The following is an 11,236-nucleotide window of genomic DNA, read 5'->3' on the forward strand; positions in this document are numbered from 1 at the left end:
AGGCCGGACGTTGTTGCAACACGAATCGCCATCCCGGCCCGACTCGGATGTGGCTTGTGTTTGGTCGTTGGAGTTTAACTCTCGGGTGGATGCAGAGTCGGTGAGTCCGCAGATCATCAGAACCATTGCGACGACGCATCCGACGATCCAGACACCGATGAGTACAGTCGTGAAAGACCAATCCAGATCAGTTATTTCGCTGTCCATCGCTGAAGTGGTCGACGGAACCGAAGACGTATCCACGGTGAGTGCATTCGACGCATCGATCGTCGTTGCGGTGTAGACATCCGGCAGAGGTTGTTCCAGTGCAAAGCTTGAAACGGGTTGCTCGGTTGGCCATTTGCTTCCATGGCTTCTGACGACTGAAAGTCTCTTGGGTAATCGTGCGTCCGATTCGAAGCAGGATTGTCCGAGTCAGTCCTCTCTCCGCCACCGGTCTCGATCGTCGAGCCACTGATTGAAGGCTGTATCGTTACGACCTCGAGGCGTGGAATCGTTCAGCCCGAGGGATGTTTCGACAATCTTGAACGTTCCCACCAGGACGAGCCCAACTGTCGCCCTCAGTCCATGACCGACAAATGCTCCGGCCGAGCGTGCTCGATCGGTGAAAGTTTTGGTGGCGACCGGCTTCGCATCCGCCGCCGGTGTGTCTGCGGCGGGCGACTGAGAGTACTCTCCCGGATCGCGGTACGACGCGGGGATGACCGGAACCGACGTGTCGTAGACGACCGTGTTGAGGATCGCATCCATGTCCGATGTATCTCTGGGCGCGGACTTGCAACCCACAAGCAAAAACATGCAGAGAAGAACGACGGTTTGATGCAATGGATTCATATTGACCGCGAACTGGCAGCATGAATTGAGACAGCTAAGTTTTCGCGATATCAAATGTTTGGGGGGTAACGCAACGTCAGGTTGGTGGACGTTCGGAACTGGAATCAGTTTGTTCTAGGTGTTTTTAGCCGGACCTTCATCGATAATGTCCGCCGAAGAAGGGGGAGATTCACCGACGAGAAGACTTGCAGTTTCGGCATCGCTCGGACTTTGCGAATGTGATCCAGATTGATTGGCGAGCGTTTGGCTTATCAGCCAACCGCAGATGGCCCATCCAAGAAGGAAAGCGGCTGAAACTGGCAGCATGAAAACGGTGGTGTTCAAGGAATGGTTGATTGAATCGGATAGGTCTTCGGCAGTTGGGGTCGGCAGATTTTTCGAGATCGCATGGAACGATTCATACATCGCCAATGCTGTCCCGAGCGGCCCAACCAGCAGGGTTAGCAGGCCGCCGACAGCAAATCCGGATTTCAGACGCTTCAAGAGCTTCGTGCGCGAAGCGTTTTGGGTATCGTCGCAAGCGAGTTCCGGTCGATTGAATGATGTAGGTGGTGGTACCGACATAGATACGGTTTTCGGTTGCGGCGGGTGGGCACTTCAGCCTTCGAAGATGTTGATCTACCTCGTGAGCAGACGACAGTTGCGAAGGGAGGTGAAGTATGACTGATCGCCGTTCATGTTACACGCTACAGTGGTTTGTCTGTTTGAATTGCGTCCGAGAAGCTACCAGTTGCAACGGAGTCACCAGGTGGCTCGCTCTGCTCGGCTAAGATGCATTTGACTCGGTATCTGTGAGTTCGATTTCGCTTGTGATGATTTGATGGACATTGACCAACTGAAGTACTTCCAAAGTGTGGCCGAAACAAAAAGCTTCACTGAATCAGCCGCTCGAATGAGTTTGTCTCAGCCGGCGTTGAGTCGTTCCATTCAACGATTGGAAGAAGAGTTTGGGCAACCATTCTTCGAACGCAAACCTCGGTCGGTGGAACTGACTGATGCGGGATTGCTGTTTCAACGCAGTGCAACACAGATTCTTCGCATCATTGAAGACACTCGGGCGGAGATCACCGACGATGGTGAAACGGGCAAAATTCGAATTGGTGCCATTCCGACCGTCGCCCCGTACTTTCTGCCGCACTTGTTGAAGCAATTCGCGAATGCTTTTCCACGGTCACGGCTGATCGTCCACGAGAACACCACGGACGAATTGCTGAAACGAATTAAGCAAGGCGAGATCGATCTTGCGATCTTGGCCGAACCGATCTCGGAGAAGTACGTCGAGGTCAAAACGTTGCTGGAAGAAGAGCTGCACTTGGTTCTGCCGCCCGATCATCCGCTGTGCGAGAAGGAACGCATTTGCTTGGAGGACGTGGAAGACGAACCGTTCGTCATGTTGGACGAGGCTCATTGCCTTTCTGAGAACATCCATTCGTTTTGTCGGCAACGTTCGATTCTTCCCGTTGCCGTTGAAAGAGCCAACCAATTGGCGACCGTTCAGGAGTTGGTGTCGTTGTCGCATGGAATCTCATTGATCCCTGACATGGCCCGACGTTTGGATCGCAGCAAGCGCCGCGTGTATCGATCGTTCGTCAGCCCGCGTCCGACGCGAACGATCGTTTGCGTCACGAATCCGTATCGATTTCAAAGTCGGCTGTTTGCAGAAATTCGAAAGAGACTATGCGACTACGCCAAACACTTTTGAGCGTGTGAGCTTGCACGGAGGATCTGTCTGCTCGGCGAAAGGATCAAACGAGTTGCCAGAATGCGATTCCAAATCCGTTGTCGTTTTGAGATAGCGTTCGTAGTTGGCCAACGGAATCCAAGCGGCCTTCCTTGACCGAGTACGGTTGCAAGCTGCCGACCTCGTTTGCGTTGTAGCCTGCAATCCCATCGGAGCTGAACGAAGGATCAAGTTGGCCGTCCGGAGTCAGGCGGGCAATTCCGTTGTAGTAGGGCACGAGGTAGCGTCCCAACCCGTCGACATCAAAGGTGCCGAAAGTGTTGTCAAACAACAGGGCGCCATCGGTCACAATTGAGCTCGGCAGGATGATCCTCCCACCGTCGCCAAAGCTGGAATCGATTTGTCCACTTTCTGTGAATCGAATCAACGATTGGGTGCCCAAAACGGTGATTTGGCCATCCTCGTCGAGGACCAATCGTTCGAAGCGTTCGCTGTAGGAAGAGTACAGAGTGAATTGTTGATACGGGATGCGAGCAAAGCCTTCGTCTCCAAACCACGTGCCCGTGCTCCCGTCTTCGTTGAGCTGAATCAACCAACCCGCACTGGCGTTGGCATTGGAGGGCTGTCCCCAGAGCACGATGATCGAATCGTCGGGACGCGTGAAGATCTGCGATTGACCGCTGTAGTAGTCAGGCTCATGTGGCAGCGGAATGCTCGATGTTCCATTGGTACCGAAGCTGACGTCGGTGGAACCGTCTGCGTTGTAGCGAGTGATGGTCGTCGCGTTGTTGACCAAAATGCGATCTTGTGAATCAACCGCCATCGAGGAAGCGGACCTGAAGCCATTCAAGGACGCTCGAATGATACCTTCTTCGCCGAATGATGAATCCAGCCGCCCGTCGGAGGTGAGGCGAATCAAAAGCGTGGAGTAGTTGGTGAAGAATCCGTCGTAATTGGCGACCTGCAAACGAACGAGCAATCGGTCCTGCGAGTCGACTTCGAGGTCTTGCAGGGAGACATTTGCGGGGCCCAGTGAATTGTCGTTTATGAACTGCTGAGTTGCCTGGATCAAATCCACTGACTCGCCGTTGTTGAATGACTGAACCGCGGATCCGTTCTCGTCAAAAAGTTGAACCAGAATGAACTTTTCATAGTCTCCGGATTCCGACCAAAATGAATCGGTCCAGCCAACGGCGGATTGGTCCGTGGATGTGATCTCGTGTTCCACATCAAACGGACTGCTGGAAGAAATAATCGAGATGCCATCGTCTGCGATCGAGTCATCCAGCGTGTAGCGTTCACTGGTGAAGTTGTCGGCGTCGTACTGGAAGTGCCCGCGACCTTCGAGTCGTTCGGTTTGGTAGTAACCCGAAGTGAGCGAACCGTCGCGGTAGACGCCTTGTGCAAATGTCGATGGGTCTTCCGTTTGATAGGCGACGCCATCGATCTCGATTCGGTCAACCACCAAGTTATAATCGATCCCCAAATCAGGGAGATAAATATCATTGTAGAATTCAATGCGAACAGAACTTGGATCCAATTCGGCGTTGAGGTAGTACGTGTACGCGGTCATCTCGGTGGACAAGGTGATTCGATCAGCACGGAACGTTCCCGCCAACACGTTCATGTATTCGCCGCCATGATCGCCGCGAGCGTAGACGGTCAGTTCGGACCCTGTTGGAGTTCCGTACTGCAGATATCCGTTCGCATTCAAAACGCTGCCGCGGCCCAATCCTGGTGTGATACCGTCCTCCGGCAGCCAGGTCCCAGTCGTAAAGACGTTGGGTGCGTTGCTATCCAGAACTTGGTCACCAATCGTCACCGATCCAAATTGAACGTTGCGATCGATTCCTTGTGCCGGGTCGTAGAGGTCATTCAAAAAGACCATTCGCAAAAGGCTTGGATCGATCGACGTGTAGTCCACGTCAATTTGATAGGTTGCCCACTCGTCCGTGACACGGAACTGAGAAATCGTTTCGTCGTTGTAGAGGACCTCGACGACCTCTTGGCCTGTGTCGCCGATCGCTTGCACTTGAATGCCAGGTGAGTCCCAAGCGAAACTGACTTCTTGACCAGCGTCACCGGCCAACAACAATCGTGGTTCCAGCTCATCAATGGACCAATTGATATCCGACGATCGAGATGCGGTTGCAGCCGATCCGAATGACTTTCGGCGTGACAGACGATGTATCAGTGTGCGAAGATTCATAAGACTGGCTGGATATGCGGACTGGGAGGTTTTCCTGGGTGGCCAACAGTATAGGTATTCCAAGTTGCGGGTTAGATATCACGCACGTCAAAAATCGACGAAACGAAAGCAAGAGTCTTGGTCGGTGTCGTCGGTTTGATAGCCGATTCAGCTTGGACGATGGTAAGTCGCACGACTCGTGTCGTCGCTTTGAATGAACCACTCGAGAGTAAAACAGGGGACTGCGATGCTCTTTCTGGTGATTGTCGCCTTTGTTGCAACAACCGCTTTCTACGCGAAAGCAAGACGAAGCGGATTGCAGCCCGGTCGCGCGGCGATGATGCCTTTCATCGTGTTGGGCTTGTTCATGGTTTTCGCGTTCTTCGCGGGCGTTGCGATCTCGCAAGTGGTCTCGCTCACTCAAGCATCGAACTTCACCGAAAACGCCATCCGATTCATGCTCAATGCGTTCTTGATAGTTGGCTACCTGGCATTCATCCGTCGCAACTGGTCATCTCTTTTGTCACGAATGGAAGATGGAATATGAACCGGCATTCAAGACCGAGTGATTTGTTCCTGCGAGCGGCTCGCGATGTCTGAAGCTGACACTTCCGTGGTTTTGATTGCGACCAGTTCCTCGACGAAGCGAACCGCCCAAGCCAGACGTCGCAGTGGTCTGGAATCGCTTGTTTGATCGGCCAAGATCGCTGGGGTTCGCGGATCGCTTTCTCGAGTCTGCGGATTTAGATTGATCGACTTCAGGACGATGCTCGGGGAGAAGTCGGCCTGGACGTCCTCCAGTAGTTTGGCGGTGCTTCGATGGAACACGGCGACACGGTCGTCAGGACGGATGAAGGTTCGCCAGCGATTGCGAAACTCGTCCATCGAAGCCAGCGGTTGCAGTTCGTCAGGAGTCAGTCGCAAGCGATTCATGAATGGTTCATCACTGAGCGAGTGGGACTGGATCGCACACCGAAAGAATTCACCCGTGCCCATCCGAACGGCATTCCAGTAAAGCGGTGCGGGCGGATTGTTTGAATTCATCGATTCGTCGGCCGCGTTGCCACGTTCCTGTTCGCCATAGGCGACCACGATGTTGTTGATGTTTTCCGTCAACACTCGAGGCACGTTGGCGGATCCGCGGCGTCGGGTTTCGTTTTGTCGCCAGTTCGACTTTGTAAAGCCGATCTGATCTGCGATCATGCGGTCGAATACATCCACCAATCGATCGAACCCAGGTGTCTCAGGCTCAATCGCGGACAGTGCCGCCACGGTGGCTTCGAGCGTCGACAGAGCATGCTCGTTGGGTTCGCGACGAATTCGGTAGCGTCCAGGTTCCGATGGAGCCAACCGATATCGCGGCAGAGTCTGCAATCGTGGAATGTCACGAAAGAGAGTCTTCGCGTGATGCCAGGTTCCATCGATCACGACCAGCTGCTCGGGCCGTTCGCTGGGACGCAAATCCGATAGCAGCTTCGCGTCGTTGCCGGGATAGAGAAGGCCGACATTGTTGCTGAGTTGCATCGTCGCGAATCGTTCGGCCAGTTCATGGTTGTAAGCCACCATGACTTCGCACTTGTGCAGCGACTGGTTGACGATTCGAGCGGTATTGAACGGGTGGGCTCGCTCGCGACGGTGTTGCATGATCAACACGTCGGTCTGGTTCGCAACTTTCGGAATCAGCTCACAAAAACAAAGTCGCTGTGGCCGAAAGCAGACATGGCAGCGCGTCGGGGCTTCGGTGTCGGTTGCAGATTCGTTCGAAGACGAGGTTGAGGTGGCAATCGGACGACATCAAGAACAGGGGAAAGTTGGATGCTTTCGGATAGTTCTAAGTGAATTCAGAGACGTCGGGTATCGGTGGGGTTTACTGTGTCGCCCCTTGCGGGGCTGTTGTTGTTTTCGGGGGCTCTTCTCCGGGGCCTTGCGGCCCCGGTCGAGCGAATCACAGAATCAATTAGCCGACGGCCGTTAGGCCCGGTTGTTTCTCTGAAACGGTGCCAACTCAGTTTGCCAACGATGTCTTGCGAGCAGGCCCGACGGGCCTGGGACGTTTATCGATCGCTGACAATTCGATCAGTTTTCTTCGCGGATCGAGATGTCTTTGAATTCGACGGGGTCGTTGTGTCCGGCGAATCCGAAGTGACCTGACTTGCGAGTCTTGCCTGGGTGGGCGCTGCCGGCCATGTAGTCTTCCACTTTCGAGACATCCGCATCGAGGATCACGTTGCCGTTCAGTTCGACTCGGATGGTTGGGCCGATCACGGTGACTTGTTGAAAGTTCCACTCGCCGGTCGGACGCAGGTAGCCGCGTTTGGCAGCCGCCATGCCGTAAGCCGAACCATGGTACTGACGCTCATCGAGCTTCGCATAGGCGGGGTGATCGTTGTCCAGAACTTGCAATTCGGTCATCGCAGCGTAGGCAGGATTGCCTTCGGCAGGAGCACGAATAGCCAATCCATTGTTACCGCGTTCTGGCAAACGAAAACGCAAACGAACCGAGAAGTCGCTGTATTCTTTTTCGGTCAGCAAATTACCGCCGCGGCCCTTTTGGCATTGGATCGATCCGTCCTCGGTGACTTCGTAATCGTTCACCGCACCGATCCAACCGTCCAAAGTCTTGCCGTCGAACACCGACGTGTAGTCTTCGTTGGATTTGGACGCCAGGATGTCATTCGCCTCGTCCGTTCCCAGAGGTCGGACTTCGATGTTGCGCCAGCGAATTTCGCCGCCGTGCGTTTGCAATTGAATCGGTCCGGAGGCGGGCAACGGTTCGCCACGACGCCAGTAGTTTTCCATGATCGCGTGATCGACGGTTTGTTTGCCGTTCAGCCAAACCGAAGTTCGCGAACCGACTTGGATGACGTGAACGGTGTTCCATTCGCCGAAAGGTTTGTCGGCCAAAACCAAAGGGTCTTTTCCCGGGGCGTTGGGCGAGTTGTTCCACAAAGCGCCGCTACCCAAGTTGGCTCCGATGTTGAACTTGGCTTCGTCGGTCGTGTCCCAGATTTGGACTTGGGGCGTGCCCTTCAAGTAGATGCCGCTGTCTGCTTTTGCGACGGTGCGGTACTCCAGTTTCAGTTCGTAGTCCGAGTAGTCTTCGTCGGTCGTGAGGTAAGCACCGTGACCATCGTTGACTAGTTCACCATCTTCGACGGACCAGTGCGTTTTCGCATCCGCGGTCCACGCTTCGATCTTGGTCGCACGTTCATCGTCTGACAACTCAGCCAACTTGTACGGGTCGAAGTGTGGTTGTCCGTGCCATCCGTTCAAGTCTTTGCCGTTGAACAAAGTCGTCCAACCGGACTGGGTGTCGGTGGCGTCTTGGGCATGTGAAGTCGTGAAGGCGGCAAGACACAACGCCACGCAAAGTGGCAAGCGATGGTTCAAGTGTAAGTTCATGTTGCAACGTTGAAGTGGAAACCAGAATGAAGTGAGTCGATCGAACGCACGTGTGGCAACGTGGCGTTCCTGCATTGGTTCTCGCCTGAGTGTCTGCGACGAAGGCTGAAACCGAGTGGACTGTTGAACGACCGATGGAATTGGATGCGGGGCGGGTCGAAATGACGAACCAGTTGCATCGAGGTGTTCGGATGGGGAAGGTGATTCTAGGTGGGGTTTCAGATCGACCCTGCATTGGAGGTAGGACAAGATCTGAAGTCCTCGTAGGATAATCGTTTCGGGGTCGCGAATGTTGCGGCCCACCGCCAAACGTTGAAATGTGCCGTTGATGTCCGACAGTCCTCCCTTATCCGTGTCACCGCCCGCCCATGTTGTCCTCTATCAGCCGGAGATCCCCCAGAACACGGGGAATATCGGGCGGACGTGCGTGGCTGTCGGAGCGAAATTGTGGATCGTCGAACCGGCATCGTTTCAGTTCGATGAAAAACGACTGCGTCGCGCCGGTTTGGATTACTGGCAGTACCTGGATTGGGAACCGGTCCCCTCTTGGGATGCACTTTGCGAGCAACTCAATCCGGAACGCTTTTTTTTCTTCTCGAAGTTTGCCAGGCGAACCGTTTGGGACGCCGAGTTTGCGTTGGGCGATGTGCTGGTGTTTGGCCGCGAGACCAGCGGTTTGCCGGCCTCGATATTGAAGCCAAATGACCCGAGGTCACTTCGTTTGCCGATGCGAGAGCAAGTCCGAAGTTTGAACTTGAGCGTCACCGCTGGAATCGCTTTGTACGAACATCAGCGTCAAACGATTGCTTCGTAGCATCGTCGCTTGAGAGCGGGGCAAGTGGCCGGACTCACGACGTCATCGGTCACCGCGGGCATGGATGTCGGAGTGGGCGTTGCACTCGCAAGCGTGTGCCTGGGAATCGTTCGTTCCAACTCTGTGCGGCACGGCGAGCGGCCTGTTCCGAATCGAACCAGGTGAACACACCGGGGCCCCAGCTGCTTTGGCCGACGCCACGATGTCCCGATACGATCATCCGCTCAATCAAATCGGCGGTGGCTTCGCCGTTGTAGGGTCCGCCTTGGACGGAAGCGAATAACTCGCCACTGGATCGGTTGTATCGAGTCAACGCGTCCGCGAAAACGTTGAATTCGGATCGTTGGACCGCGGGAACGAGTTCGTCGGTGAGGATTCGGACCAATCGCGAACGCACATCGTGAGTGGCGGGTTGCAAAGCATCAAATTGTTGTTGTTCTTCATCGCCGCTGATTGTTTCGGCGGCAGAGTCCTCGTCCATCAGCACCACGCCGACACGCCAGGAGTCGGGGATTTGAATCAGGTGGTCGATCGGATTGAGGTCGCAATCGTTTGAACGAGTTCGGTCGAGTCCTTCGACGATCAAACCAGGCTCAAAGAATCCGTGAGAGCCAACGGCGCTTCGACGACCACGGTTTGCCAATTGCAAAACATGCTCACGATTTGGCGTTTCACCGGTCGTGTGCTTCAGCAGGCCAAAGGCGATTCCGAGCGAAAGCTGTGTTCCGCTTCCCAGCCCGTTGTGCGAAGGCGCGGCTTCGACAACTTCGATGGAAACCGATGGGTGAGATTCATCGCCCGTCATCTGCCGCCAACGATCCACGATGCCAACAATTCGGTCGCGATGACGACGATCGCACTCAAAGGTCGATGCCGCTCGAACGCGAATGCATGTGGTAGGTCCGTCAATCATGACTCCGCATCCGCCAAATGGTGGCGCGACGTCGAGCAGACCAAAATGCAGACGCGCTCCCGTTTGAACTTCGACACTCATGAAACCGATGTCTCACGCACGTGCTGCTGGATCAACCGCAACGCTTCTCGCTCGTCAACGCCGCCGGTTTTCTCAATTGCAACGCGGGCTCTTTCGAGTTCTTCAGCGATCGTTTGGGTCGGTAAGAGATGCAGTCGCGTGGCGGCGACCGCGGCCTCGATCACGGCATGTTTGGCTCGATTGAATCCAAAGAACGGCTCGACGATCCCCGAATCCAGACAGCTTGCGGTGAGTTCATGTCGTGGAGGCGTTCCACCGCTTTCGGTCACGCGAATGGCGAACCAACGATGGCAACGCTTCAGTCGAACGTGCGTGCCATCTAAGCCAGGGACAGGAACGACCATGTCCGTTGCATCGACTTTGCCAATCGCTGTTTTTGCAATCAGCAAAGCATCGTCGATCACATGAATCACCGCGTTTCCATTGTCCAACAAGTTCGAACAGGTCGTTGATCCTTGGTACGGACGAAGTAGGAAAGTGGGCATTTTATTTGGCGATTCCGCCGGACGCACGATTGGACCCAAGGGGGCCAAATTGACGCGACCATCCTTGTTCATGGTCGTGACGAGTGATTCCAAGATCATGGCTTCACGCCTCCGCCGGCTTTGGGTGGCGAGATCGAGATGGGCGGAAGCGTTGTGCGTTGGAACCGAGAACCCTTGGCGTGCGTTTGGTCTTCTGGTTGATGACGCTGGGCCATTCCAATGAAGTGCTCGAACATCGCCAATCCGCCTTGTGTCAGTAACGACTCGGGATGGAACTGGACACCGTGGACACAACGTTTGTGGTCCGCCAGTCCCATCACAAGTGTCGGGTCATCGGCGGCCCAGGCGGTGACCTCGAGCGAGTTCGGAAGCGTCGTCGCATCAACGCGAAGTGAGTGATAGCGTCCAACTTCGATCGTTGAAGGCAATCCAGCAAAAACGCTGACGCCACGATGTTTGACCGGAACGGCCATCCCGTGCATCGGCGGACCAACAATCACCTTGGCTCCGTAGGCCGCCGCAATGGTTTGGTGCCCGAGGCAAATTCCCAATATCGGAATCCGGCCAGCAAGTTGTTGAACAACGTCAAAAGAGCAGCCGGCGGATTCTGGTCCATGGGGACCGGGCGAGATCACGATCGCACTCGGTTTCATGCCGACGATCTGCTCGACCGTCAACGAATCGCTGCGGACGACTTTGGTCTGCAGCCCTTCACCGGGGTCGTCTTCCATCGGCAGGTTGTTGCCGGCGCGGTTCCGACGAGCGGCGACGCGAAGATAGCGTGCCACGTTGTGGACGAAGGAATCGTAGTTGTCGAGTAGCAGGATCAAGACGGCTT

12 protein-coding genes are annotated in these 11,236 nt (G+C 55.0%); 4 read left to right on the forward strand and 8 right to left on the reverse strand.

Annotated features, from left to right (window positions below; all coding sequences use genetic code 11):
• Nucleotides 1-157: 157 nt before the first annotated feature.
• Nucleotides 158-283, forward strand: coding sequence for a hypothetical protein (locus tag CEE69_RS33505; protein WP_261341346.1), 126 nt, complete (start codon nt 158-160; stop codon nt 281-283).
• Between the two features lie 131 nt (nt 284-414).
• On the opposite strand, the gene CEE69_RS15900 is transcribed toward CEE69_RS33505, so the two are convergent.
• Nucleotides 415-750 (reverse strand): hypothetical protein, encoded by a 336-nt coding sequence (locus CEE69_RS15900; protein ID WP_099261656.1) that lies wholly within the window; start codon nt 748-750, stop codon nt 415-417.
• 198 nt (nt 751-948) lie between these two features.
• Nucleotides 949-1,317, reverse strand: a complete 369-nt coding sequence (locus CEE69_RS15905) for a hypothetical protein (RefSeq protein ID WP_143549265.1) — start codon at nt 1,315-1,317, stop codon at nt 949-951.
• Nucleotides 1,318-1,654: 337 nt separating this feature from the next.
• Between CEE69_RS15905 and CEE69_RS15910 the strand changes: the two genes are divergently transcribed.
• Nucleotides 1,655-2,536 (forward strand): LysR family transcriptional regulator, encoded by an 882-nt coding sequence (locus CEE69_RS15910; RefSeq protein ID WP_099261599.1) that lies wholly within the window; start codon nt 1,655-1,657, stop codon nt 2,534-2,536.
• A gap of 43 nt (nt 2,537-2,579) precedes the next feature.
• Here the strand turns inward: CEE69_RS15910 and CEE69_RS15915 are convergent, their stop codons facing one another.
• On the reverse strand, nt 2,580-4,724 hold the full coding sequence (locus CEE69_RS15915) for a carbohydrate-binding domain-containing protein (protein WP_099261600.1): 2,145 nt from the start codon (nt 4,722-4,724) through the stop codon (nt 2,580-2,582).
• A gap of 226 nt (nt 4,725-4,950) precedes the next feature.
• On the opposite strand from CEE69_RS15915, the gene CEE69_RS15920 reads away from it, so the two are divergent.
• Nucleotides 4,951-5,250, forward strand: a complete 300-nt coding sequence (locus CEE69_RS15920) for a hypothetical protein (RefSeq protein ID WP_099261601.1) — start codon at nt 4,951-4,953, stop codon at nt 5,248-5,250.
• A gap of 8 nt (nt 5,251-5,258) precedes the next feature.
• Here the strand turns inward: CEE69_RS15920 and CEE69_RS15925 are convergent, their stop codons facing one another.
• Both CEE69_RS15925 and CEE69_RS15930 read right to left on the reverse strand, forming a co-directional pair.
• Complete coding sequence (locus CEE69_RS15925) at nt 5,259-6,488, reverse strand: tRNA-uridine aminocarboxypropyltransferase (RefSeq protein WP_099261602.1); 1,230 nt, start codon at nt 6,486-6,488, stop codon at nt 5,259-5,261.
• Nucleotides 6,489-6,779: 291 nt separating this feature from the next.
• A complete protein-coding gene (locus tag CEE69_RS15930) occupies nt 6,780-8,105 on the reverse strand; it encodes a 3-keto-disaccharide hydrolase (protein ID WP_233215276.1) in 1,326 nt (441 codons plus the stop codon).
• Between the two features lie 328 nt (nt 8,106-8,433).
• Here CEE69_RS15930 and CEE69_RS15935 point away from each other — a divergent pair, with 328 nt between their 5' ends.
• The gene (locus CEE69_RS15935; RefSeq protein WP_099261603.1) at nt 8,434-8,919 is read left to right on the forward strand and encodes a tRNA (cytidine(34)-2'-O)-methyltransferase; all 486 of its coding nucleotides are present in this window, start codon (nt 8,434-8,436) and stop codon (nt 8,917-8,919) included.
• Between the two features lie 49 nt (nt 8,920-8,968).
• Here CEE69_RS15935 and CEE69_RS15940 read toward each other — a convergent pair whose 3' ends face one another.
• The 3 genes from CEE69_RS15940 to CEE69_RS15950 form a co-directional block, all read right to left on the reverse strand.
• Nucleotides 8,969-9,832, reverse strand: a complete 864-nt coding sequence (locus CEE69_RS15940; protein WP_233215277.1) for a GHMP family kinase ATP-binding protein — start codon at nt 9,830-9,832, stop codon at nt 8,969-8,971.
• A gap of 77 nt (nt 9,833-9,909) precedes the next feature.
• Nucleotides 9,910-10,497, reverse strand: coding sequence for a DUF447 domain-containing protein (locus tag CEE69_RS15945; RefSeq protein ID WP_099261605.1), 588 nt, complete (start codon nt 10,495-10,497; stop codon nt 9,910-9,912).
• Complete coding sequence (locus tag CEE69_RS15950) at nt 10,494-11,228, reverse strand: anthranilate synthase component II (protein ID WP_099261606.1); 735 nt, start codon at nt 11,226-11,228, stop codon at nt 10,494-10,496. The genes CEE69_RS15945 and CEE69_RS15950 overlap by 4 nt, the downstream gene beginning before the upstream one ends.
• Nucleotides 11,229-11,236: the final 8 nt, after the last annotated feature.

Origin of the sequence: Rhodopirellula bahusiensis (genome assembly GCF_002727185.1) — a bacterium.
Classification (GTDB): Bacteria; Planctomycetota; Planctomycetia; order Pirellulales; family Pirellulaceae; genus Rhodopirellula; species Rhodopirellula bahusiensis.

Bases quoted from the DNA above. Each gene is read 5' to 3' on its own strand.
- CEE69_RS33505 (WP_261341346.1), top strand. From the start codon at position 158: ATGAGTACAGTCGTGAAAGACCAATCCAGATCAGTTATTTCGCTGTCC.
- CEE69_RS15900 (WP_099261656.1), bottom strand. From the start codon at position 750: ATGGATGCGATCCTCAACACGGTCGTCTACGACACGTCGGTTCCGGTC.
- CEE69_RS15910 (WP_099261599.1), top strand. From the start codon at position 1,655: ATGGACATTGACCAACTGAAGTACTTCCAAAGTGTGGCCGAAACAAAA.
- CEE69_RS15915 (WP_099261600.1), bottom strand. From the start codon at position 4,724: ATGAATCTTCGCACACTGATACATCGTCTGTCACGCCGAAAGTCATTC.
- CEE69_RS15920 (WP_099261601.1), top strand. From the start codon at position 4,951: ATGCTCTTTCTGGTGATTGTCGCCTTTGTTGCAACAACCGCTTTCTAC.
- CEE69_RS15930 (WP_233215276.1), bottom strand. From the start codon at position 8,105: ATGAACTTACACTTGAACCATCGCTTGCCACTTTGCGTGGCGTTGTGT.
- CEE69_RS15935 (WP_099261603.1), top strand. From the start codon at position 8,434: ATGTCCGACAGTCCTCCCTTATCCGTGTCACCGCCCGCCCATGTTGTC.
- CEE69_RS15940 (WP_233215277.1), bottom strand. From the start codon at position 9,832: ATGATTGACGGACCTACCACATGCATTCGCGTTCGAGCGGCATCGACC.
- CEE69_RS15945 (WP_099261605.1), bottom strand. From the start codon at position 10,497: ATGATCTTGGAATCACTCGTCACGACCATGAACAAGGATGGTCGCGTC.